Raw genomic sequence first — 23,083 nt, 5'->3', positions numbered from 1 at the left:
AACATCGGGGAAATTGCTGCCTCAGAGCACGCCGAGACAGCAACTTCGCCGATGTTGTGCGGATCTTGGGGAAGGCGCAGCCCCGGGCGCTGGGGCGTCCGGGGCTGGGCCGGGGTCGGGGGTCGACGGAAGGTGGGGACCGGTCAGGTCATGTTGGCGAGGAACTCGCTGTAGAACAGGCCCAGGGCGATCGCCACGCCGATCCCGGCGATGATCCAGAAGCGCACCACGATGTTGACCTCGCTCCAGCCGGCCAACTCGAAGTGGTGCTGCAGGGGCGACATCCGGAACACTCGTTTACCGGTGGTCTTGAAGGAGATGATCTGGATCACCACGGACATCGTGATGATGACGAAGAGCCCACCGATGATCGGAAGCAGCAGGATGGTGCGGGTCGACATCGCCATGCCGGCGATCAGACCACCCAGCCCCAACGCCCCGGTGTCACCCATGAAGATCCGTGCCGGGGACGTGTTCCACCAGAGGAAGCCCACACAGGCCCCGGCCGCCGCCCCGGCTATCAGCGCGATCTCCAACGGGTCGCGGACCTCGTAGCAGTACGGCTGGGTGTAGCTCGGGTCGGCGCACCAGTGCCGGTACTGCCAGAACGCGATCAACGCGTACGCGGCGAGCACCATCACCGAGGCGCCGGTGGCCAGGCCGTCCAGACCGTCGGTGAGGTTCACGCCGTTCGTCGCGGCCATCACCACGAAGATGAAGATGATCACCGCGCCGACCTTGCTGACCTCCAGGAAGTCGATGTCCCGGATGAAGCTCAGCGTGGTGCTGCCCACCGTCTCGGTGTTGGTCGCCCTGCCCGTCGCGTCGGTCATCGTGCTCGGGAACCACAGCGCGATCACCCCGAAGACCGCGCCGACGAGGATCTGCCCGAGCAGCTTGCCGCGCTTGTTCAGGCCGGCGCTGTTGCGCTTGCGGACCTTGAGGAAGTCGTCGAGGAAACCCACCGCGCCGGAGAAGACCATCAGCCCCAGCAGCACCAGCGCCGTGATGGTCGGCTCCACCTGCGCGATCTGCTGGTCCGGCAGGGTGGTAAGGGCAAGGTGCCCGGCCACGTACGCGATCACCGTGGCGAGGATGAAGACCACGCCACCCATGGTGGGCGTGCCCTTCTTGCCCTGGTGCATGGCCGGGCCGTCGGAGCGGATCGGCTGGCCGGCCTTGAGCCGGGTGAACACCTTGATCGCGATCGGAGTGCAGAACAGCGACACGAGGAAGGCCACCCCGATGGCGACGATGACCGCCCTCATCGGCCGGCCTCCCCGGCGGCGGCGTCGGCGCGCAGGGCGTCGGCCACCTCCCACGTCCGGTACCGGGAACCCTTGACCAGGACGACGTCACCCGGTCGTAGTTCACTCCGCAGCACCTCGACGGCCGCTGCCTGATCGGTGAGCAGCACCGACTCTCCTCCCCAGTTCCCTACCGCTGTCGCGCCTTCGTGGATCGGCGCGGCCGGCTCACCCACCACGAGCAGCCGGTCGACACCCAACTCGGCCGCCGCGGCGGTGCACCCACGACCATGCTCGGTCGGCACGACCGACGTACCGACCGTCGAGACGGAGGATCGATGAAGGTAGTCGTCTACCGGGGGGCGCGTGACCTCGGAATCGAAGACCGCGAACCGGCGCCACCCGGTCCCGGAGAGGTGCGGATCGACGTGGCCTACACCGGAATCTGTGGCACCGACCTGCACATCTACCACGGTGACATGGACGCCCGGGTCGGTGACTCCGCGATCATCGGGCACGAGATGTCCGGGCGTGTCGCGGCGGTCGGCGCTGACGTCGACGGCATGACCGTCGGCCAGCCCGTCACCGTGATGCCGACCCGCCCGTGTGGACAGTGCGCGGCCTGCCGGCGCGGCACCTCGCACATCTGTCACGCCATGAACTTCCTCGGTATCGACTCACCCGGCGCCATGCAGTCCTCCTGGAACGTGCCGGCGGAGCTGGTTCTGCCACTGCCCGAGGACCTACCGCTCGACCACGCCGCGCTCGTGGAGCCGGTCGCGGTCGCCGTGCACGACGTCCGGCGGGGGAAGGTCTCCGCCGACGACCAGGTGGTCGTGGTCGGCGGTGGGCCGGTAGGGGTGCTGATCGCGACCGTCGCGCAGAGCCGAGGCGCGCGGGTGCTGCTGGTCGAGCCGGACCCGTACAGGCGTGAGGTGGCCGGCGGCGTCGGGATCGAGGCCGTCGACCCGGGGTCGACAGACGTCGTGGCTCTCGTCGGCGACCGCACCGACGGAGCGGGCGCCGACATCGCCTTCGAGGTGTCCGGCGCCGCCGCCGGTGTCACCACGGCTGTCGACGTGCTCACCACCCGGGGCCGGTTGGTGATGGTGGCGATCCACCCCAGGCCCCGCGAGGTGAACCTGCACCGGTTCTTCTGGCGCGAACTGGAACTCCTCGGCGCCCGGCTCTACCAGCGGGACGACATGGAGGAGGCGATCCGGCTGGTCGCCTCGGGCGCCATCCCGGCACGACAGCTCATCTCCCGGGTCGAGCCGATCGACGCGGCCGCCGCCGCCTTCACGGCGCTCGAAGGTGGCGGCGTGATGAAGGTGCTGCTCGATCTCCAGGGAGGTAACAAGTGACGGCGCTGTTCGACCTGTCCGGTAAGACCGCAGTAGTGACCGGGGCCCGGCGCGGCATCGGTCTCGCCATGGCCGAGGCCCTGGCCCTGGCCGGTGCTGACATCGTCGGCGTCTCCGCCCAGCTCGAAGCGAGCGGCAGCGAGGTCGAAGCCCGGGTGCAGGCCGCCGGCCGCCGGTTCACCGCGCTGCGGGTCGACCTCGGCGACCGGACCGCCGTGCACGGCTTGGCCCGGGACCTCACCGCTCTCGGGCCCGTCGACATCCTGGTGAACAACGGTGGCACGATCGCCCGTACTCCGGCCGCGGAGCACCCGGACGAGATGTGGGACCAGGTGATCGAGGTGAACCTCAGCAGCCAGTTCGTCCTGAGTCGGGAGATCGGCCGGACGATGGTCGAGCGCGGCCAAGGCAAGATCATATTCACGGCGTCGCTGCTGAGCTTCCAGGGCGGCATCACCGTCCCCGGGTACGCCGCGTCGAAGTCGGGCGTGGCCGGCCTCACCAAGGCGTTGGCCAACGAGTGGGCCGCCCACGGGGTGAACGTCAACGCCATCGCGCCCGGCTACATCGCCACCGACAACACCCAGGCGCTGCGCGACGACCCCGACCGTAACCAGGCGATCCTCGGTCGGATTCCGGCCGCCCGGTGGGGCCGGGCCGACGATCTCGGTGGCGCCACCGTGTTCCTGGCGTCGGCCGCGTCCGACTACGTCAACGGGATCGTGCTGCCCGTCGACGGCGGTTGGCTGGGCCGATGACCGGCGGGCAGGGGCCTCGGCGAGCCGGGATCGTCGACGCACACCACCACCTCTGGGTCCGCGCACGGCACCCCCAGTCGTGGATCGACCCGGTGACGATGGCGGCCATCGACGCCGACTTCGAGCCCGCCGACCTCGCGCCGCTGGCCCAGGCGGCCGGGGTTACCGCGACAGTGGCGGTGCAGTCCATCGCCTCCGAGGCGGAGACGGTGGACCTGCTGGGCATCGCGGCCGGGGACACTCTCGTCCGCGGGGTCGTCGGCTGGGTGGACCTCACCGCCGCCGACGTCGTCGCCCGCATCGACCGCCTGCGGGCGGCACCGGGCGGAGACCGCCTCGTCGGCATCCGTCACCTCGTGCAGAGCGAGACCGACCCGGCGTACCTGGACCGTCCGGACGTCCGGCGGGGGATCGCCGCGGTGGGCGCGGCGGGCCTGGTGTACGACCTGCTGGTCCGCCAGCACCAGCTGCCCATGGCCGCGCGCCTGGCGCACGACCTGCCGGAGGTGGACTTCGTCCTCGACCACCTGGGCAAGCCCGCGCTGGGCCGTCCGGAGATGACGGAGTGGACCCGTGGCCTGCGGGCGCTGGCGGACGCGCCCAACACGACGGCGAAGGTCTCCGGTCTGGTGACCGAGGTCGAGCGGTCGCCCTGGACGACGGGAGACCTCCGACCGGCCGTCGAGGCCGCACTCGACGCGTTCGGGCCGGACCGACTGATGTACGGCTCGGACTGGCCGGTCTGCCTGCTCGCCAGCTCGTACGCGCGGTGGGTCGAGGCGCTGGCGGAGTGGCTGGGCGGCCACGACGAGGCCGACCAGGCGTCAATCTGGGGCGGAACGGCACGCCGCGTCTACGGGCTGGAGGCGTCGTGAGGGCGCGGGCACTGCCGCTCCGTCCGCAGGTACGCCTCACCGAGCTGGGCTTCGGCGCGGCTCAGGGCGGCAACCTGTACCGGACGACGACGGACGAGGAGTTCGCCTCGGCGGTCGACACGGCCTGGGAGGCGGGCGTCCGGTACTACGACACCGCGCCGCACTACGGGCTGGGGCTGTCCGAGCGTCGACTCGGCGCTGCCCTGCGGGAGCGGCCACGTGACGAGTACGTGGTGTCGACGAAGGTGGGGCGACTCCTGGTGCCGTCCCCGCAGGACGCGCACCTGCGGGACTCCGGCGGGTTCGACGTCCCGGCCAGTCACCGGCGGGTCTGGGACTTCAGCCGCGACGGTGTCCTCCGCTCGATCGAGGCCAGCCTGGAGCGGACCGGGCTGGACCGGGTCGACGTCGTGTACCTCCACGACCCGGACGACCACTGGGAGCAGGCCGCACGCGAAGCCGTACCCGCCCTTGTCGAGCTGCGTGACCAGGGCGTCGTGGGCGCGATCGGCGCCGGCATGAACCAGTCGGCGATGCTGGCGCGGTTCGTGCGCGAGACCGACGTCGACGTGCTGATGTGCGCCGGGCGGTACACCCTGCTGGAGCAGGGAGCGGCGGACGACCTGTTGCCGGCCGCCGGAAGGCGGGGCGTGGGCGTGGTCATCGCGGGCGTCTACAACTCGGGGCTGCTGTCGCGGGAGCGGCCACCGGCCGATGCCGTCTACAACTACCAGCAGGCACCGGTGGAGGTGATCGAACGGGCGCGACGGATCGCGGCGGTCTGCGAGACGTACGGGGTGACCCTGCCGCAGGCGGCGCTCGCCTTCGTGCGCAGGCATCCGGCAGTGGTGTCGACTGTCGTCGGTGTGCGCGACGGCGCGCAGGTGACCGAGACGATGCGGCGGTTCGAGACCGTCGTACCCGAGGAGCTCTGGAACGCGTTGGCGGAGGCGGGGCTGCTCGCCGTACAGCCCGGCCCGGACGAGGCCGCGTAGCGCGGTTGGGAAAAGGGCGTCCCGGCCGGGACCGGCTCCGTTACTCGGATACCGGTCCCGACCGGGACGTCATCTGTTACCGCGACAGCCGCAGGTCAGAGCGCGGTGAACCGCCACTGCTGGTTCGTCGCGTTGGTGCAGTTCCACTGCAACACCCGGGCGCCGTCGGCCGTGGAAGCGCCGTTGACGTCCATGCAGAGCCCGCTCAGCGCACTCTTCACCGTGTACACGCCGGAGGTTCCCGTCGCGGTGGCGGTGAACTTCTGCTGGTTGCCGTTGTTGCAGGTGGCCTGCTGGAGGAAGGCACCCGCCGCGGTCGAGCTACCGATCACCTCGACGCACTTGCCGCTGTGCACGGCCTTGAGGTAGAGCGCGCCGTTACCGGCGTCGACCGCCTGCCACCTCTGGTTGTTGCCACCGGTGGACGCCCACTGGGTGATCTGGGCGCCGTCGGCGGTGGAGACACCGCTGACGTCCAACAGCTTGTTGCTGTGTTGTGCGGCGACCGTGTATGTCTTGCCGGCCAGGCCGGTGCCGGTTCCGGTGCCGGGTGTCCCGACGCCGTTGCCGCCGAAGGTGTGCGAGTCCACATCGAACGAGTTGTTGCTGTTCTTGAACACCATGTAGAGCGTGTGCGTACCGCCGAGGGCGGCGACGTTCACCGGTGTCGTGGACTGGTAGTTGTCCCAGCCACCCGTGCTGGGCACCGTGGTGGTGGCCAGCAGGGTGCCCGTCGGCGAGTCGGCCCGCAGTTCGATCGAGCCGCCGCCGGACGGCGACGACAGCCGGTAGCTGACCGTCGAGATCCCCGACAGGTTCATCGGGTTGAACGCGATCCAGTCGTTCGAGGAGATGTCACCGATGCGCTTGGTGCTCTCCGCGGCCGCCTGGTCGACCACCCGGATGCCGGACTGGCTGCTGAAGTACTCGGACTGCTTGTGCTTCGGTTGCAGGATCGCCTGTGCGGTGCCGGTGAGCGGGGACCCGCCGCCCGAGCCGCCGTTGTCGGTGTACCGCGCGTTCAGCACGTAGAACAGGTTGGCGCCATCGGGGTGCCCACCGAGCAGGTCGGTGGAGATGGTGCCCGAGCAGCCCGGGTACTCGGTGGTCTCGTGGGCGTGGTCGTCGTGACCCAGCGCCGGGTTGAGGAACACCTTCGAGCAGTCGACGGTTCCGCCGTCCGGATCGGTCACGGTGATCTGGTACGACACCTTGTCACCGAAGGTCAGCATGCCGCCGTTGCCCGGTGTGGTGATGGTGACCACCGGGGCGCTGTTGCCGACGGTGATCGGAACGTTGGCGAAGCCGGTCTTGCCGGCGCTGTTGGTGACCTTCAACTGGGCGGTGTAGTTGCCGTTGGAGGTGTACACCTTCGACGGGTTGGCCGCCGTCGAGGTGGTGCCGTCGCCGAACGTCCACAGGTAGCTCAGCGTGTTGCCGTCCGGGTCGGACGTGCCAGCGCTGCTGAACTGGACGGTCAGCGGTGCGCTGCCGCTGGTGGGCGTGCCGGTGGCCTTGACGATCGGTGACCGGCCGCCCTGGTTGTAGTCGATCCGGTAGAGCCCGGAGTCGCTGTTGCCGCCGCCGAAGTTGGTGCCCCACTCCAGCAGGTAGAGCGAGCCGTCCTTGCCGAACTCCATGTCCATCGGCTTGTTGAACCGCACGTTGGGCAGGAACGGGTTGGTGCGGGTGACCGCCGAGGAGGAGTCGAAGTGCACCTCCTTGACGTAGTTGCGCGCCCACTCGTAGAAGAAGTGCACCCCGTCGTAGTAGGGCGGGAACTTCGTCGCGGAGGGGTTCGACGCGTCGTACCGGTAGACCGGGCCACCCATCGGCGCCGAGCCGCCGGAGCCCAACTCTGTGAAGGTCGGCGAGGTGCCGTAGCCATACCAGATATTGGGTGCGACGACCGGCTTCAGGCTGGTCAGACCGGTGTTGTTCGGCGAGTTGTTGACCGGCGAGCTGCAGTTGAACTTGGAGCCGACGACGCCGGTGTCCGGGTTGAACGGCGCGTACGGCTGGTTGTCGCCGTGGCAGAACGGCCAGCCGTAGTTGCCGGCCTGCTTGATGACGTTCAGCTCGACCAGGCCCTCGGGCCCGCGGTTGGTGGTGGGCGGGTTCCGGTCCGGTCCGTAGTCGGCCAGGTAGACCCAGCCGTTGGCCGGGTCGATGGAGAAGCGGAACGGGTTGCGGAAGCCCATCGCGTAGACCTCGGGCTTGGTCTGCGCGGTGCCCTGGGGGTAGAGGTTGCCCGACGGGATGGTGTAGCCACCGTTGGCCGAGGGCCGGATGCGCAGCAGCTTGCCGCGCAGGTCGTTGGTGTTGCCGGCGCTGCGGGCGGCATCCAGGTTGGACTTGCCCGACCGCCAGTCCAGCGGGGCGTAGCCCTGCCAGTTCGGGTCGAGGTTCGGCGGCGTGTCGTCGCCGGTGCCGATGAAGAGGTTGCCGTCGGGACCGAACTTGATGTACCCGCCGGTGTGGCCGGGCTCGGGGAACGTGCGGTCCCGGTACGCCGGGATGTCGATGATCGTCACGCCGCTGGACGTGTTCAGCGTGTCACCGCTGACCGTGTAGCGGGAGACCCGGTTGACGTCGGTGCTGCTGCTCGCCGGCGAGTGGTACAGGTAGATGTACCCGTTGGTGGCGAAGTTGGGGTCCAGCGCCATGCCGGTCAGGCCGTCCTCGCCGCCGGTGTAGACGCTGAGCGTGCCAGCGGTGACGGTGCTGTTGGTGGAGGGCTTGAAGATCTTCACCTGGCCGCCGCGCTGGACGTAGAAGACGCGGCCGTCCGGTGCCACACCCAGCGCCATCGGGTCGACGGTGTTGTCGTCGAGGGTGCGCTTCTCGAAGTTGCCCCAGACGGTGCCGCCGCAGTCACCGGCGGCGTTACCGGCCGCCCACTTGATGCCACCGAGCACGTGATTCTGGAAGTTCGCCTCGCTGTAGGAGCCGATCGCGTGGCCCATCGCCGTGGCCCACACTCGCCCGCCACTGGTGTTGCGGCACCAGGAGATCGGATGATCCGGGCCCATCGCCCGGGATCCCGGGTTGTACGTGCGCTCGTCGGCGGTCACCAGCACGTGGACGTTGCCGCGCGGGTTGGCGTCGAAGTTGTACCACTCCTCGCTGCGGGTCCACCGATCCGGCAGGCTGGCCGTCGACGGGTGCTTCTTGTCGGCGACGATGGCGGTGCCCTGGAGCACGCCGGGGGAGTGCTCGGGCATGTGGGCGCCACCGTTGATGGTCTGGTCCCACCACGGGTATTCGCTCTCGATGCCCATGTCGGTGGCATTGTGGATGGCGACGATGCCCTTGCCGCTGGCGAGGTAGCCCTCCACCGCCTGGCGCTGCGCCGTCGAGGTCCAGACCATGCCGGAGGTCTGGAGCATGACGATCACGTCGAAGGTCGCCAGGTTACTGGCGGTGAAGACGCTGGAGTCCTCCGTCGCCACCACCTCGAAGTTGTTCGCGGCGGCCTGCTGTTGGAGCATGCTGATCCCGGCGGGGATCGAGTCGTGCCGGTAGCCGGTGGTCTTGCTGAACACCAAGGCGCGGAAGGCCGGAGCCGCCGACGCGGGTGGGGCGAGTCCGAGCGCCAGCAACAGGCCGGCGATCACTGAGATGAGCAATGTGTTGCGACGCATGCCGTCTCCTAGGTTGGGCGGGCGTGGGGGTGTGACCACGAGCACCACGCAGCGTCAGGTTGTGCCTGGACGCGCGGGTGGGCGCGAGCGTTCTGGTCTGTCCTCATGCCGTTCGCCGCAACGGCAGTCAGACCCGCAGGACATCACCCAGCGTGACGGTCGCCGTGGTTCTCGTCCCGTGGTCCACGAGGTCAGGATGAGCTAGAGATCCATGACTGTCAATTAATGAAGTGACGTCCGACGTTCTGCCCGGTTGACGACGGCCGCCATCCACTTCCCCGCTGCGGCATCGCTGCCGGTCTGGCTGCCGGGCCTGGCAATCGGCCCCGGTCGAGGATTGCGGTCCAGCATCCAAACATCTATCTTCATACGTGTGATGTTTCGTCGATGTCAAGGGAATGTTCGCGATAGAAGAACGTAAGCATCCGCCGCTACCTACGAAAGTTCGATGGCTGGTGCCTCGAAGTCGCCGTAGCGTTTGATCGAACCTTGTTGATGACTACTGTCTGTGAGGGCTTTCGGAATGTCAGACGCACGGCCGGTGCCGTTACTCAACCTCCGGGGCATCGGCAAGTCCTTCCTTGGCGTACGCGTTCTCGACGCTGTCGACCTCGATGTCGCGCCGGGCGAGGTGCACGCCGTCGTCGGCGAGAACGGCGCCGGTAAGTCGACCCTCATGAAGATCGTCTCGGGCGGGTACGCCCCGGACGAGGGCACCGTCGAGTTCGCCGGCGAGCAGCGCACGTTCCGTGGTCCGCGCGACGCGCAGCGGGCCGGCGTCGGGATCATCCACCAGGAGTTCAACCTTCTCCCGGAACGCACCGTCGCGGAGAACGTCTACCTGGGGCACGAGCCGGTCCGCCGCGGGCTGGTCGACCGTCGGGCGATGCTCGACCGCACCACACAGCTGCTCACCTCGATCGGCGAGACCGCGCTGCCGGCGGACGCCCGGGTGGGACAGCTCGGCGTCGCACAGCAACAGGTCGTCGAGATCGCCAAGGCGCTCGCCCTGGACGCCCGCCTGCTCATCATGGACGAGCCGACCGCCTCGCTGGCCGACCACGAGGTGGAGCTGCTCTACGGGTTGGTGCGCCGACTCCAGGAACGAGGCATCGGCCTGCTCTACGTCTCGCACCGGCTCGCCGAGGTCTTCGACCTGTCCAGCCGGATCACCGTCCTCAAGGACGGCCGCCGCGTGACCACCGTGGACACCACGGCCACCAACGCCGACGAGCTGGTGCGCCACATGGTGGGCCGGGAGCTGTCCAGCTACTACCCGGACCGGGCCGCCCCCGAGGACCGCGGCCCGGTGCGGCTCAACCTCCGTGACGCCGGCAACCGCAAGCTGCACGACGTCAACCTCCAGCTGCGCGCCGGTGAGGTGCTCGGCATCGGCGGCCTCCAGGGCTCCGGGCGCTCGGCGCTGGCCCGCGCGATCTTCGGGGTGACCCCGTTCACGACCGGTGACGTCACTGTCGACGACCGACCGGTCCGGCTGCGCTCACCCCGCACCGCGATGCGGGCCGGCATCGCGTACGTCACCGAGGACCGCAAGGGCGAGGGGATCGTGCCCCGGCAGTCGGTGCTCGACAACGCGCTGCTCGCCAGCCGCGCTGTCTTCGCTGCCCGGTCCGGCCGTGCGGCCCGCACGCAACGCCTGCGCGAGCTGCTCGCCGCCGTGGAGGTCCGCTCCGCCGGCGACGACCAGGAGATCCGCTTCCTGTCCGGCGGAAACCAGCAGAAGGTCGTACTGGCCCGCTGGCTCGCGCTCAACCCGCGGATCCTGCTCTTCGACGAACCGACCCGGGGGATCGACGTGGGCGCGAAGTCGGCCATCCACGACCTCGTCCGCAGCCTCGCCCGCGACGGCGCGGCCGTGCTGATGATCTCGTCGGATCTGCCGGAGCTGCTGGGAATGAGCGACCGCATCGTCGTCATGCGGGAAGGGCGCGTCGCGGGCGAGCTGCCCGCCGGCGCGACCGAGGAGGACGTCGTCGCCCTGGCGGTCGGCACCGCACGGGAGGCCGCCGCATGAGTGCCCTGTCGCTCCTTCCGGCCCGCCGTCCCGTGCCGGGCGTCTTCGTGGCCCTGGTCCTCACCCTGGCGATCGGCTGGCTGGTCGTCCTCGTCGACGGCGGTCAGCTGTTCAACCAGTCCACGACGGTGAGTCTGCTGCACGTCGCGGCCGGGCTCGGGCTCGTCGCCGTCGGTCAGACCCTGGTCATCCTGGGCGGCTCGCTCGACCTGTCGGTGGCGTACGTGATCAGCCTCAGCACTCTCGTCGCGGCCGAGACGATGAACGGCAGCGACGGCGCGCTGGTGCCGGCGATCGGCCTGGCGCTCGCCGTGAGCGCGGGCATCGGGCTGCTCAACGGGCTGCTCGTCACCAAGTTCCGGGTCAACGCGTTCATCGCGACGCTCGGCGTCGGGCTGCTGCTCAAGGGATACCTCGACAACGGTTACGACGGCCCGGCCGGCACCACAGCGCCCTCGCTCGTGCAGTCCCTCGGCTACCAGCGCGTCGGTCCGGTGCCGGTGTCGTTCCTGCTGCTGCTCGCCGTGACCGCCGCAGCCTGGTTCGCGCTCTCGCGGACCCGGTTCGGGCACCACCTGGTCGCCGTGGGCGGCGATCCGGAGGTGGCCCGGCTCTCCGGTGTCCGCAACGACCGGATCCTCGTCACCGCCCACATGCTCTGCTCGATGTGCGCCGGGCTGGCCGGCATCTACCTCGCCAGTCGGCTCGGCTCGGGTGCGCCCCGGGTGGGCACCGAGGGCCTCTACGACCTGGAGTCGATCGCCGCCGTGGTGATCGGTGGGACCGCCCTCGCCGGTGGTCGCGGCGGCGTCATCGGCACCGTCGGTGGCGTGCTGCTGCTCGCCAGCATCGACTCCATCTTCAACCAGCTCGAGGTCGACGCCTTCTTCAAGCAGGTGATCCGGGGCGTCATCATCATCGCCGCGGTCGCCGTCTACGCCCGCAGGGCCCTGCGAAAGGCGTCCTAGCCATGCAGACCGTCCAGTCCCGTTCGCTGCCGCTGCGGCTCCCCCGGGTCCGCCCCGGTGGTGTCCTGCCGATCCTCGTGATCCTCGGGGTGCTGTTGGTGCTCGTCGGCATCCGACAGCCCGACTTCCTGGCACCCCCGTCGTTGATGTCCTTCCTCGGCCGTTCGGCGCCGATCATCCTGCTCGCCGCCGGCCAGTACTTCGTGATCGTCTCCGGCGAGTTCGACCTGTCCGTCGGCTCCCTGGTCACCGCGCAGGTGGTGGTCGCCGCCCGGCTGATCGACGGAGACCCGAGCCGTACCTGGCCGGTGGTGCTGCTCCTGCTCGCCTTCGGGGCGTTCGTCGGCCTGGTCAACGGCCTCGTCACGACACGGCTGCGGGTGCCGTCGTTCATCACCACCCTCGGTATGTTCCTGATCCTCTTCGGGGCGGTCTACCTGTGGTCCGACGGCGCCCCGAAGGGTGCGCTCTCCGAGGAGTTCCGTCGGTTCGGCCGGCGGGCCTTCGAGGACGTGCCGCTGCTCGGCCGCGTGCCGTACGCGCTGCTGGTGCTGTTGTTCCTGGCAGTGGTGGCTGTGCTGCTGATGCGCTCCGACTTCGGGCGCACCCTGGTCGCCGTCGGCGACAACCCGCGCACCGCCGAGTTGAGCGGCGTACGCGTCTGGCGTACCCGAACCCTCGCCTTCATCCTCAGCGGCCTCGCGGCGGCGGTGGCGGCGATCCTGCTGGGCGGCTACAGCGGGGTGTCGTTCCAGGCCGGGGCCGGCCTGGAGTTCGGCGCCATCACCGCCGTCGTCCTCGGTGGGGTCGCGTTGGGCGGCGGCCGTGGCGCTGTCGTCGGCGCGATGCTCGGCGCGCTGACCCTCGAGCTGCTGTTCGCCCTGATGAATTTCTACGGCGTCTCCGGCGCCCTCAGGTCGGCCGTCCAGGGCGGGATCATCCTGCTCGCCGTGGCGGTCTCCGCAACGCGTTCTTCGTCGAGATAAAGAGGAGCCATAGTGCGACGTTCCCTAGCGGCGCTGGCCGCTGTCACAGTGCTGTCCCTCACCGCGTGCGCCACCGACGAACCGGCCGCGAGCCCTTCGGGGAGTGCCCCGGCTGCGGGATCGGGCACCGGTGAGCAGTCGAAGTTCTTCGTGCAGGCCGACTACGACGCCGAGCTTGCACTGCTGACCGCCACTGCCACGGGTCCGGCCGACAAGCCGTGGGAGCAGGCGCTCAACCCGAAGATGGTGGACACCGCCAAGTTCAAGAAGAACGGGCCGCACAAGATCTGCTTCTCCAACGCGGCCCTGAACAACCCGTGGCGGCAGGTCGGGTTCAAGACCATGCAGGCCGAGGTCGAGGCGCAGAAGAGCCGCATCAAGGAGTTCGTGCACGTCGACGCCGAGGGCAAGGACCAGAAGCAGATCGCGGACATCAACGACCTGCTCGGCAAGGGCTGCGACGCGCTGATCGTCTCGCCGAACACCACCGCCACGCTCACCCCGGCCGTCGAGGCCGCCTGCAAGGCGGGGCTGCCGGTCGTCGTCTTCGACCGCGGTGTCAACACGAAGTGCCCGGTGACGTTCATCAACCCCATCGGCGGCTACGGGTTCGGCCACGTCGGCGCCGAGTTCGTCAGCCAGAAGATGAAGCCCGGCGGTAAGGTCCTCGCCCTGCGGATCCTGCCGGGCGTGGACGTCCTGGAGACCCGCTGGTCGGCGGCGAAGGTCGCGTTCGACAAGGCGAAGGTCGACGTCGTGGGTGTCGAGTTCACCGACGGCGACCCGGCCAAGACCAAGAAGATCGTCGACGACTACATCCAGCGGTACGGCACGATCGACGGTGTCTGGATGGACGCCGGAGCGACGGCCGTCGCGGCGGTCGAGGCGTTCCAGGACGCGGGCAAGCCCGTTCCGCCGATGAACGGCGAGGACCAGCTCGACTTCCTGAAGATCTGGAAGGACAAGAACCTCACCGCCATCGCACCGACCTATCCGACCTACCAGTGGCGGACGCCGATCCTGGCGGTGCTGCAGATCCTCGACGGCAAGCAGGTGTCCAGCCCATGGAAGCTGCCACAGCCGACCGTCACGCAGGACAACCTCGACACGTACCTCGACCCGAGCATGCCGCCGCTGCACTACGCGATGTGTGGCTGCACCGACCTGCCCGGCTACCCGCAGCGCTGGAAGTAGGAACCGATGTACGCCATCGGCGTCAACCCGTGGGTGTGGGCCTCGCCGGTCGACGACAAGGCCCTGGCCGAGCTGATCCCACGGATCGCGTCGTTCGGCTTCGACGCGGTCGAGTTGCCGATCGAGCAACCCGGGGACTGGGATCCGGTCCGTACCCGGGACCTGCTGGCCGAGCACGGCCTCGTCGCCGCCGGCGTCTGCGCGGTCACCCCGCCCGGGCGTGACCTGGTGGACGCCCCGCCAGCGGTCGTCGAGTCGACGGTGGCGTACCTCAAGGAGTGCGTGGCGAACGCGGCGGCCGTCGGCGCGGGATGCGTCGGCGGCCCCGTGTACGCCTCGGTCGGTCGGACCTGGCGGATGTCGCCGACGGCTCGCGCCGCCTGCTACGCGGACTTCCGGCGCGCCCTGGCGCCGGTCGCGGAGCAGGCGGGCGAGTGCGGGGTGAGCCTCGGTGTCGAGGCGTTGAACCGCTACGAGACGAGCGTCGTCAACACGATCGAGCAGACGGTCGAGCTGATCGACGGCCTTCCGTCGAGTGTCGGCATCATGATCGACACGTACCACATGAACATCGAGGAGGCCGACCCCTACGCGGCCCTCGCCGTCGCCGGCCGGCACATCAAGCACGTTCAGGTCAGCGGCACCAACCGGGGCGCTCCCGGTGCCGACCACTTCGACTGGCCCCGGTTCTTCACGGTCCTGCGGGAGACCGGTTACCAGGGCGCGATCTGCATCGAGTCGTTCACGGCGGAGAACGAGACCATCGCCACCGCCGCGGCGATCTGGCGTCCGTTGGCCCCCTCGCAGGACCGTCTCGCCACGGACGGCCTGCGCTATCTCCGGGAGATCCTCGAATAACCGCGTGGCACGTGCCCGCCGAGGCACAGCGCCCCACCCACCACCCCCTCACGTCTGGAGTACCCCCGTGTCCTCGTCCCCTCCGCCGTTGCGTCGGCTGCTGGCCGGCGCCGCCGCGACAGCGTTGACCGCGCTGGTCGCGGTCGCCGCCTCGGCGTCCCCGGCCGCCGCGGCCACCACCACCCTCTACGCGTCCCCCGCGGGCACCGGCAGCAGCTGTACGGCCAGCCAGCCGTGTTCGCTGACCGCCGCCCAGGCCGCAGTACGGTCGCAGAACACCTCCATGTCCGGTGACATCGTGGTGGAGTTGGCCAACGGCACCTACCGGCTCACGTCGCCGATGCGACTGACCGCAGCCGACTCGGGCAACAACGGCTACCAGGTGATCTGGCGGGCCGCCGCCTCCGCCCGGCCGACGATCACCGGTGCCCGGGCGGTCACCGGGTGGTCGCAGGTCGACTCCGGGAAGAACATCTGGCGGGCCAACGTCGGCGCCGGGCTCGACGCCCGTCAGCTCTACGTCAACGGGGCCGTCGCCACGCGGGCGCGTACCGCAGTGAACCGGGCCGACTTCACCTTCACCACGAGCGGCATGCGGTTCAGCAACAGCGCGCTCAACTACCTCAACAACCTCGGCAACCAGAACCGGGTCGAGGTGGAGAGCGTCGGCTCGTTCACCGACCGGTACTCGCCGGTGCAGAGCATCAGCGGGAACTTCCTGACCATGCAGCAGCCCGCGTGGAACAACAACACCTTCGGGTTCGACACCCTCTCCAGCCCGCACCGCGCGGGCCCCTTCTACCTGACCAACGCGTACGAGTTCCTGGACTCACCGGGGGAGTGGTACCTCAACCCGAGCAACGGCCAGCTCAACTACATCCCGCTCTCGGGACAGAACATGAGCTCCGTCAGTGTGGAGCTGCCGCAGCTCCAGTCCCTCGTCAACGTCGGCGGCACCTACGACGCGCCGGCCCACCACATCTCGTTCAGCGGGATCACCTTCACCGGCACCAGCTGGCTCGGCCCGAGCAGCAGCAACGGTTTCGCGGACCAGCAGACCGGCGCGCACATCACCGGCACGTGGTCCCGTCCGTCCGACGCGTTGACCTCCTGCCAGGCCGGCTGCCCGCAGTTCGAGGCCACCCGGCCGAACTGGAACCAGATGCCCGCCGCCGTGCAGGTCTCGGCCGCGAACACCATCACCTTCAGCGACTCCCAGTTCGTCAACCTCGGGCAGACGGCCATCGGCATCGGCAACGACGCCAACGCCCACGCCAGCGGCGTCGGCCTGGGCGCCAGCAACATCACGGTGACCCGCTCCGAGATCGCCCGCAACTCCGCCGGGGGCATCGTGGTCGGCGGCGTACGCGCCGACGCCCACCACCCCAGCGACCAACGGATGGTCAACCGCAACATCACCATCAGCAACAACCGCGTGCACGATCTGGGCCTGGAGTACCGGGGTGTGGTCTCGATCCTGACCACCTACGTGAACACCGCGCTGGTCTCGCACAACGAGGTCTACAACATGCCGTACACCGGTCTGTCGGTCGGCTACGGCTGGGGTGCCAACGACGCCGGCGGCAGCCAGCACTACGCGAACCGGGGCCTGTACAACTACCAGCCGCGCTACACGACGGCGACGGTCGCCGCCAACAACCAGGTCATCGGCAACTACGTGCACGACGTCATGCAGCAGATGACCGATGGTGGGTGCATCTACACGCTGTCGGCGAACCCGGGCGGGACCATCAACGAGAACTACTGCCTGCGGACCAACGGCTGGTTCGGGCTCTACTTCGACGAGGGCTCCCGCTACTACACCGCCCGCAACAACGTCTTCTCCAGCACCGGCACCTGGGCCACCGCCAACTACTGGTACGCGGAGAACATGGGCAACTTCACCGTCACCAACAACTGGGCGACGAACAACAGCACGAACGTGACCAACGGTGATCGCGGCAACGTGGTCAACGGCAACGTCACGGTCTCCGGAGGCAACTGGCCGTCCGGCGCGCAGACGGTGATCAACGCCGCCGGTGTGCAGAGCGGCGGCAGCACCAACCCGCAGAACGTGCAGATCGTGGGCGTCCAGTCGGGCCGCTGCGCCGAGATCGGCAACTCCAGCACGACCAACGGCACGCAGGCCCAGATCTGGGACTGCATCAGCGGCGCCGCCAACCAGCGGTGGACGCACACCGCCAGCCGGCAGCTGATGGTGTACGGCACCAAGTGCCTGGACGCATCCGGCCAGGGCACCAGCAACGGCACCCAGGTGGTCATCTGGGACTGTAACGGCGGTGCCAACCAGCAGTGGAACATCAACGCCAACGGCACGATCACCGGCGTGCAGTCGGGTCTCTGCCTGGACGCCAACGCCGCCGGAACGGCGAACGGCACGAAGTTGATCCTCTGGTCCTGCAACGGCGGGACCAACCAGCAGTGGCAGCTGCGGAGCTGAGCTGACTGCGAGCTGTTCACGGTCCGGGCTGGGGCGAACGCCTCAGCCCGGATCCGTGTGCGCACCGGTCGGCCTCGCCCCGGTGGCCGGGTCGACGCACTGTGCCGTGTCCGGTCAGGTCGCGGCGAGCGTGCGCGCCGGGTCCAGCACCAGCCCGGTCGAGGCGTCGAACCGTACCGGGATGGGGTCGGTGAGTTCCCCGACGAACGTCTCGTCGACGTGGTCGAGGAAGCCGATGAGTGACCAGTCGTCGGCAGGTCCAGACACCAGTCGCGGTGCGTACAGGTGCGGGTGGGTGAACGGCCGGGCGGACGCGATGTCCCACGGGCCGCGGACGGTCTCGCCGGTCGCCACCCAGATCCGGTGGTCGTCGCGTCGAGCGCTGCTGGTGGCATCGGTGGAGAACAACAGCAGGGGCTGCCCGTCGACGACAGCGACCTGGGGCACCTCCAGGTGACCGAAGCCGGCCGGCGTCGACAGCGGCGGCTGGACGGTCCAGGTGAGGAGGTCGGGGGAGGTGGCGTGGCCGACGACGCCACGGGTGTTCGTCGGTCCCGTGTTGGCGCGCGCGGTGATGAGCATGTGCCAGCCGTCGCCGTCCGGGTCGGGGAACACCCACGGGTCACGCCAGGCCTGCTCGTACCACAGGTCCTTGTCGAGCAGCTCGTACCAGGTCGGGTCGGCCTGTACGACGGGCTCGGTGCCGTGCCGGTGCCAGGTGGTCAGGTCGGTGGAGACGGCGAGGCCGATGCGTTGCACGAGACCGTCCTCGGCGCGGCCGACCCCGGTGTAGAACAGGTACCAGCGTCCGTCCGGGCCGCGGACCGTGCAGCCGGTCCAGGTCGCCAGGTCGTCCCAGGCGGGAGTGTCGGCGGGGACCACGGCGTCGGCGACCAGGTGCCACGAGTGCAGGTCCGACGAGACGGCGTGGCCGATCGTGGCGCGGCGGTGACGGCGGTGCGGGTCGTGCAGGGCACGGGAGGCGCGGAGGAAGAACACGTGCCAGAGGCCGTTGTCGTCCCGCGCGTACCAGCTGTCCCACACCCAGTGGTCGGGTAGACGTAGCATGGCCGAAAACCTAGCACTAAACCGTTTTAGCGTCGGGCTGGGCGGGTTCGGTGCAGCGCTCGGGCGGCCCGCGGCGGGCGCGTGGTCATTCCGCCGGCGGGGCGAGGGACTTTCGGCGACGCAGGGGCATCGGCACGAGCGACGGCTCGGTGTCGGCGCCGTCCAGGAGCAGCTCGACCGCGCGCCGTCCCATCTGTTCGTGCGGCAGCGCCGTGGTGGCCAGGCCGGGGCGCAGCCAGGCGGCGATCGGATCGTCGTCGAACGAGATCACCGAGATGTCCTCGGGGACCGTCAGCCCCGCCTCGCCGAGTGCCTGGTAGGCGCCGAAGGCCAGGCGGTCGTTCATGCAGATGACCGCGCTGGGCCGCTTGGACCGGTTCAGCAGACCGCGCATGGCGGCGTACCCGTGCTCGGGCAGCCACTCGGTGCAGAAGCACTCGGCCAGCAGCGAGACGTCGGCGTCGCCCAGCGCCTGCCGGATGCCGTGCAGACGCGCCCGCGCGGCGAGCGAGACCTCCGGGTCCTCCTCCTTGAGCCGGTTGCGGCCGATCAGCGCGATGGCGTCGTGGTGGCCGAGTTCGAGCAGCGTGTTGGCGGCGGTGCGGCCGGCCCGGTCGTCGTCCGGGAGCACGCTGGGCAGGCCGTCGGAGCTGGTGGCGTTGAGCAGCACCACCGGACCGCCGAGGATGGCCGGAGGCACCGTCAGTCGTCGGGTGGCCATCGCCGCGTAGATCACCCCGTCGACCTGCCGGTCCAGCATCGCCTCGATGGCGTACTGCTCGAACGTGGCGTCGCCCTGCGTCTCGGTGATGAGCAGCACGTGGTCCCGCTCGCGGGCCGCGTCGAGGGCGCCACGGATGAGGTCGCCGGCGAACCGGGTGGTGGCGACGATGTCGGAGACGAACGCGATGGTGGCGGTCTTGCGGGTACGCAGGCTGCGCGCGGCGAGGTTGGGCCGGTAGCCGAGTTCCTCGGCGGCGGCGAACACGCGCTGGTGCGCCTCGGCCGAGAGTCGGGTGCCCTCCCGACCGTTGAGCACCATCGACGCGGCGGTCTTGGACAGCCCGGCTCTCCGCGCGACGTCGGCGAGTGTTGCTCTGTTGCTGCCCATCAGTCCTCCGAATCAGGCGCGGTGCCGTAGGCGCTGCTCCTGCTCATCATGATGCGTCGCCGCCCGAGATCTCGCGTCGGTCACGCCCGGAGTGGTGTGAACCCGACGTTTCCGCCCTGTTGCCAGGTTGTCCTTGACAGCTTCCCGTGCCACGCGCATGCTCTGCTAAATCAGTTTAGCGACCACTTCTGGTGCATCCAGAGGCGCCTTCGATGGCCGTGCCGGGGCCTCGTGGTGACAGGTGCGGTGTCGTGCTCGATCCACGGGCAGCGACGCGCACGTCGTCGCCGTCACTCCGGCGCGGTGGTTCCGGTGGAGCTGTCGCGCGGTCGTGGGGCCGCGTGGCGGATGAATAGTCGAGGAGTCATGAAATGGCAGAATTGCTGACAAATCTCGCGCGACGGAGAACCGTGCTCCTCGCGTCGCTGCTGTCGGTCGGAATGGCCGCCACGGCGTGCAGCGCGCCCGGGGAGGACCGGTCGTCGGCCCCGAAGTCCGACGCCGCCGTGAAGACCGACCTCGGGACCGCTCCGATCACCCTGGAGATGTACGCGGAGACCGGCTTTCCCCTGGCCAAGGCACTGGCCGACGAGTTCTCCAAGCAGCACTCCAACGTCACGTTCAACATCCGCGAGGACCAGTTCACGGTAATCGTGGAGAACGCGCCACGGGTGATGGCGTCGGACAACTCACCCGACATCATCCGGCTCCCCACAATGGTCGACCTGGTCAAGGACGACCTGCTCAAGAACCTGGACCCGTACTTCACCGCGTACGGGTGGGACAAGTTCCCCGCCTCGCAGCTCATGCAGTTGCGCGTCGGTGAGAACACCCGGGGCACCGGGTCGCTGTACGGCATGGGGCTCGGCTACAGCGTCACCGGCGTCTTCTACAACAAGAAGCTGGCCGCCCAGGTCGGCATGACCCAGCCGCCGGCCACCGTCGCCGACTTCGAGCAGCTGTTGGCGAAGGCGAAGACCGCCGGGGTCCAGCCGATCATGCAGTTCAACAAGAACACGGCGGGCATCAACTTCCCGCACCAGGCGTTGCAGAACCAGTTCGGAGACCCGACCCAGGTCGCCGACTGGATCTTCCAGAAGCCGGGGGCCACGTTCGACACTCCGGCCGCTCTGAAGGCCACCCAGACCATCCAGAAGTGGGCGCAGGCCGGCTACTTCCCCAAGGACGCCAACGCCATCGACTACGCGGGGATGGTGGGGGAGTTCCAGAAGGGCAACGGCCTGTTCATGTTCAACGGCGACTGGGAGTCGGCCAACCTGGACAAGGGGATGCCCGGCAACGTGGGCTTCTTCCTGTTCCCGACGGAGGCCCCCGGCGGCAAGCACGTCGCGATGTCCGCCCCGAACACCTTCGGCGTCTCCGCCAAGGCCAAGAACCCCGACGCCGCAGCCTTCTTCCTGAACTGGGTCCACACCAACGACAAGGCGCGCGAGATCGCGGTGACGGTCGGAGGCTCCAGCCCCGGCGGCCCCAGTGACCTGCCGGTGCCGGCCGCCGCCCCGAACACCGTCCTGGCCGAGACCCTGAAGGCGTCGCAGCAGCTCGGCGCGGAGAACGGCGCGGTGGACTTCACCGCGAACGCCACCGGTGGCATCTTCGCCGCCGCGATCACCCCGGAGATGCAGAAGCTGGTCGCCGGACAGCAGACTCCCGAGGGGTACGTGAAGGCCGTCCAGGCCGAGTACGCGAAGGAACTGTCCCGATGACGTCTGCCCTCGGCAGCGCACCAACCGGGCGGGACGACCAGGTGTCGTCAGCGGATCGTCCCGCCCGTCCCACCCCCACGCGGGCTCACCGACTTCGGTGGGCCCGCGCGGCCGGGACCGGCTGGTTGTACGTCCTGCCCGCCCTGGTGATGTACGCGGTGTTCGTCCTCCGCCCGCTCGTCCTGACGTTCCAGTACTCGCTCTACGACTGGAACGGGATCGGGGTGGCCCGCTGGGCGGGTCTGGACAACTACGTCACCGTGTTCACCGACAGCGACCTGCTCAAAATCATCGGCAACGCCGTCGTCCTGATCGTCTTCTTCAGCTTCATCCCCGTCGCGCTCGGTCTGTTGGTGGCGAGCATGGTTCGGCGGATCACGACCGGCGCGTTCGGGACCGTCGTGCGGACCATCCTGTTCCTGCCGCAGGTCATCCCCCTGGTGGCGGCCGGCATCGCGTGGAGCTGGCTGCTCTCGTCGAACGGTCTGGTCAACCAGGCGCTGCGCGCGGTCGGCCTGGGTGGCGTCGCCCGCGCGTGGCTCGGCGACTTCGACACGGCCCTGCCCGCGGTGGGCGTGATCGGGGCCTGGGTCCTGCTCGGCCTCTGCACGATCCTGCTGGTCACCGGCATGAGCAAGATTGATCCCGCGCTCTACGAGGCCGCCCGCCTGGACGGCGCGGGCCCGGTCCGTGAGTTCCTCGCCGTGACCCTGCCCAGCCTGCGCCAGGAGATCGGCGTCTGCCTCACCGTGACGATCATCGCCGCCCTGGCCAGCTTCGACATCGTCTACATCTCCACCAGCGGCGGTCCCGGCCTCCAGACCACCGTTCCGGGACTGGAGATCTACCGGCTGGCCTTCTCGCAGCGTCAGGTCGGGCTCGCCTCCGCGCTCGCCGTCGTCCTCATGCTGCTGGTGCTGGTCTGTGTGCTGCCGATCCAGCGACTGACCCGAGGGGAGAAGCCGTGAACCTGAGCCGCCGTGAACAGGTGACCGGTCGCGTCTTCCTGATCGCCCTGATCCTCGTCACCCTGTTGCCGTTCGTGAGCATGCTCTCGGCGGCGTTGCAGCCACGCGGCACCGTGCCCACCGGTCTGGCCTGGCCGTCCGACCCGCAGTGGGGCAACTTCGCCGACGCCTTCACCGCCGCCAACATGGGCGCTCTGCTGCGCTCCAGCCTGCTCATCGTGGCCGGCGTCGTGCCGGTGTCCGTACTCATCGCCACCATGGCCGGGTTCGGGCTCGGTCAGCTCCGGGTGCCCGGCGGTCGACTCGTCTTCGGCCTGCTCCTGCTCGGCCTGACGTTGCCGTTCGAGGCCGTGGTCACCCCGCTCTACTACCAGATGCAGGACTTCGGCCTGCTCAACACGCGCTGGGCGATCATCCTTCCGCTGATCGGCCTCTACATGCCGTTCGCGGTGTTCTGGATGCGGGCGCACTTCACCAACGTGCCCGTCGAGTTGTCCGAGGCGGCCCGGGTGGACGGCAGTAGCACGTGGCAGATGTTCTGGCGGGTCCAGGTGCCACTGGCCCGGCCGGCCATCGCCTCGCTGACCATCCTGATGTTCCTCTGGACCTGGAACCAGTTCCTCCTCGCCATCGTCCTCGTCGACGACGCCACCAAACGCACCATGGCCGGGGCGCTCGGCGCGTTCCAGGGTCAGTGGGGCACGGACCTGGTGTTGCTGTGCGCCGGATCGCTGCTGATCCTCACGCCCACCCTCATCGTGTTCCTGATCTTCCAGCGACAGTTCATCAAGGCCCTGATCCAGGGGTCAGTGAAGGGGTAGGCA

16 protein-coding genes and 2 pseudogenes are annotated in these 23,083 nt (G+C 69.2%); 13 read left to right on the top strand and 5 right to left on the bottom strand.

Going from position 1 to position 23,083, the window contains the following annotated elements; all coding sequences use genetic code 11:
* Positions 1 to 143 precede the first annotated feature (143 nt).
* The gene (mraY, locus tag ACWCO3_RS00640; protein WP_145779727.1) at positions 144 to 1,268 is read right to left on the bottom strand and encodes a phospho-N-acetylmuramoyl-pentapeptide-transferase; all 1,125 of its coding nucleotides are present in this window, start codon (positions 1,266 to 1,268) and stop codon (positions 144 to 146) included.
* Positions 1,265 to 1,516, bottom strand: a pseudogene (locus ACWCO3_RS00635) (UDP-N-acetylmuramoyl-tripeptide--D-alanyl-D-alanine ligase); the annotation flags it as partial. The gene mraY and the pseudogene ACWCO3_RS00635, both read right to left, overlap by 4 nt.
* Before the next feature lie 69 nt (positions 1,517 to 1,585).
* On the opposite strand from ACWCO3_RS00635, the gene ACWCO3_RS00630 reads away from it, so the two are divergent.
* From ACWCO3_RS00630 to ACWCO3_RS00615, 4 genes are read left to right on the top strand one after another with little or no spacing between them, the layout of a single operon-like run.
* Positions 1,586 to 2,611 (top strand): zinc-dependent alcohol dehydrogenase, encoded by a 1,026-nt coding sequence (locus ACWCO3_RS00630; protein WP_145784638.1) that lies wholly within the window; start codon positions 1,586 to 1,588, stop codon positions 2,609 to 2,611.
* The gene (locus ACWCO3_RS00625; protein ID WP_145784635.1) at positions 2,608 to 3,369 is read left to right on the top strand and encodes an SDR family NAD(P)-dependent oxidoreductase; all 762 of its coding nucleotides are present in this window, start codon (positions 2,608 to 2,610) and stop codon (positions 3,367 to 3,369) included. Before ACWCO3_RS00630 ends, ACWCO3_RS00625 begins: the two co-directional genes overlap by 4 nt.
* Positions 3,366 to 4,244 carry an amidohydrolase family protein gene (locus ACWCO3_RS00620; RefSeq protein ID WP_145784633.1) on the top strand — a complete coding sequence of 293 codons (879 nt, stop codon included), beginning with the start codon at positions 3,366 to 3,368 and terminating at the stop codon, positions 4,242 to 4,244. Before ACWCO3_RS00625 ends, ACWCO3_RS00620 begins: the two co-directional genes overlap by 4 nt.
* A complete protein-coding gene (locus tag ACWCO3_RS00615) occupies positions 4,241 to 5,239 on the top strand; it encodes an aldo/keto reductase (protein ID WP_358162940.1) in 999 nt (332 codons plus the stop codon). Before ACWCO3_RS00620 ends, ACWCO3_RS00615 begins: the two co-directional genes overlap by 4 nt.
* 95 nt (positions 5,240 to 5,334) lie before the next feature.
* On the opposite strand, the gene ACWCO3_RS00610 is transcribed toward ACWCO3_RS00615, so the two are convergent.
* On the bottom strand, positions 5,335 to 8,883 hold the full coding sequence (locus ACWCO3_RS00610) for a ThuA domain-containing protein (protein WP_145784629.1): 3,549 nt from the start codon (positions 8,881 to 8,883) through the stop codon (positions 5,335 to 5,337).
* Positions 8,884 to 9,406: 523 nt separating this feature from the next.
* Between ACWCO3_RS00610 and ACWCO3_RS00605 the strand changes: the two genes are divergently transcribed.
* The 6 genes from ACWCO3_RS00605 (at position 9,407) to ACWCO3_RS00580 (ending at position 17,385) form a co-directional block, all read left to right on the top strand.
* Positions 9,407 to 10,918 carry a sugar ABC transporter ATP-binding protein gene (locus ACWCO3_RS00605; protein ID WP_357934417.1) on the top strand — a complete coding sequence of 504 codons (1,512 nt, stop codon included), beginning with the start codon at positions 9,407 to 9,409 and terminating at the stop codon, positions 10,916 to 10,918.
* Positions 10,915 to 11,886 (top strand): ABC transporter permease, encoded by a 972-nt coding sequence (locus tag ACWCO3_RS00600; RefSeq protein WP_145784625.1) that lies wholly within the window; start codon positions 10,915 to 10,917, stop codon positions 11,884 to 11,886. Before ACWCO3_RS00605 ends, ACWCO3_RS00600 begins: the two co-directional genes overlap by 4 nt.
* Positions 11,887 to 11,888: 2 nt before the next feature.
* Positions 11,889 to 12,872, top strand: coding sequence for an ABC transporter permease (locus tag ACWCO3_RS00595; protein ID WP_208745071.1), 984 nt, complete (start codon positions 11,889 to 11,891; stop codon positions 12,870 to 12,872).
* 12 nt (positions 12,873 to 12,884) lie between these two features.
* On the top strand, positions 12,885 to 14,066 hold the full coding sequence (locus tag ACWCO3_RS00590) for an ABC transporter substrate-binding protein (protein WP_208745070.1): 1,182 nt from the start codon (positions 12,885 to 12,887) through the stop codon (positions 14,064 to 14,066).
* A gap of 6 nt (positions 14,067 to 14,072) precedes the next feature.
* Positions 14,073 to 14,924, top strand: a complete 852-nt coding sequence (locus ACWCO3_RS00585; protein ID WP_145784623.1) for a sugar phosphate isomerase/epimerase family protein — start codon at positions 14,073 to 14,075, stop codon at positions 14,922 to 14,924.
* A 67-nt stretch (positions 14,925 to 14,991) separates the two neighbouring features.
* Complete coding sequence (locus tag ACWCO3_RS00580; RefSeq protein WP_450007741.1) at positions 14,992 to 17,385, top strand: RICIN domain-containing protein; 2,394 nt, start codon at positions 14,992 to 14,994, stop codon at positions 17,383 to 17,385.
* Positions 17,386 to 17,499: 114 nt separating this feature from the next.
* On the opposite strand, the pseudogene ACWCO3_RS00575 reads toward ACWCO3_RS00580, so the two are convergent.
* Together ACWCO3_RS00575 and ACWCO3_RS00570 are read right to left on the bottom strand one after the other, a co-directional pair.
* A pseudogene (locus ACWCO3_RS00575) lies at positions 17,500 to 18,495 on the bottom strand (family 43 glycosylhydrolase); the annotation flags it as partial.
* Between the two features lie 43 nt (positions 18,496 to 18,538).
* On the bottom strand, positions 18,539 to 19,564 hold the full coding sequence (locus tag ACWCO3_RS00570) for a LacI family DNA-binding transcriptional regulator (RefSeq protein ID WP_145784618.1): 1,026 nt from the start codon (positions 19,562 to 19,564) through the stop codon (positions 18,539 to 18,541).
* A gap of 371 nt (positions 19,565 to 19,935) precedes the next feature.
* Here ACWCO3_RS00570 and ACWCO3_RS00565 point away from each other — a divergent pair, with 371 nt between their 5' ends.
* The 3 genes from ACWCO3_RS00565 to ACWCO3_RS00555 are packed head-to-tail and all read left to right on the top strand — an operon-like array spanning position 19,936 to position 23,080.
* On the top strand, positions 19,936 to 21,291 hold the full coding sequence (locus tag ACWCO3_RS00565) for an ABC transporter substrate-binding protein (RefSeq protein ID WP_145784615.1): 1,356 nt from the start codon (positions 19,936 to 19,938) through the stop codon (positions 21,289 to 21,291).
* Positions 21,288 to 22,259: a carbohydrate ABC transporter permease gene (locus ACWCO3_RS00560; RefSeq protein ID WP_145784612.1), complete on the top strand. Its 972-nt coding sequence runs from the start codon at positions 21,288 to 21,290 to the stop codon at positions 22,257 to 22,259. The genes ACWCO3_RS00565 and ACWCO3_RS00560 overlap by 4 nt, the downstream gene beginning before the upstream one ends.
* A complete protein-coding gene (locus ACWCO3_RS00555) occupies positions 22,256 to 23,080 on the top strand; it encodes a carbohydrate ABC transporter permease (protein ID WP_145784610.1) in 825 nt (274 codons plus the stop codon). The genes ACWCO3_RS00560 and ACWCO3_RS00555 overlap by 4 nt, the downstream gene beginning before the upstream one ends.
* Positions 23,081 to 23,083: the final 3 nt, after the last annotated feature.

It is taken from the genome of Micromonospora sp. NPDC002411, from assembly GCF_053592955.1.
The sequence above is the reverse complement of the archived record's forward strand: the minus strand, read 5'-3'. Positions and strand labels throughout refer to the sequence as shown.

Bases quoted from the DNA above. Each gene is read 5' to 3' on its own strand.
- ACWCO3_RS00595 (WP_208745071.1), top strand. From the start codon at position 11,889: ATGCAGACCGTCCAGTCCCGTTCGCTGCCGCTGCGGCTCCCCCGGGTC.
- ACWCO3_RS00600 (WP_145784625.1), top strand. From the start codon at position 10,915: ATGAGTGCCCTGTCGCTCCTTCCGGCCCGCCGTCCCGTGCCGGGCGTC.
- ACWCO3_RS00570 (WP_145784618.1), bottom strand. From the start codon at position 19,564: ATGGGCAGCAACAGAGCAACACTCGCCGACGTCGCGCGGAGAGCCGGG.
- ACWCO3_RS00630 (WP_145784638.1), top strand. From the start codon at position 1,586: ATGAAGGTAGTCGTCTACCGGGGGGCGCGTGACCTCGGAATCGAAGAC.
- ACWCO3_RS00610 (WP_145784629.1), bottom strand. From the start codon at position 8,883: ATGCGTCGCAACACATTGCTCATCTCAGTGATCGCCGGCCTGTTGCTG.
- ACWCO3_RS00605 (WP_357934417.1), top strand. From the start codon at position 9,407: ATGTCAGACGCACGGCCGGTGCCGTTACTCAACCTCCGGGGCATCGGC.
- ACWCO3_RS00560 (WP_145784612.1), top strand. From the start codon at position 21,288: ATGACGTCTGCCCTCGGCAGCGCACCAACCGGGCGGGACGACCAGGTG.
- mraY (WP_145779727.1), bottom strand. From the start codon at position 1,268: ATGAGGGCGGTCATCGTCGCCATCGGGGTGGCCTTCCTCGTGTCGCTG.
- ACWCO3_RS00620 (WP_145784633.1), top strand. From the start codon at position 3,366: ATGACCGGCGGGCAGGGGCCTCGGCGAGCCGGGATCGTCGACGCACAC.
- ACWCO3_RS00565 (WP_145784615.1), top strand. From the start codon at position 19,936: ATGGCAGAATTGCTGACAAATCTCGCGCGACGGAGAACCGTGCTCCTC.
- ACWCO3_RS00585 (WP_145784623.1), top strand. From the start codon at position 14,073: ATGTACGCCATCGGCGTCAACCCGTGGGTGTGGGCCTCGCCGGTCGAC.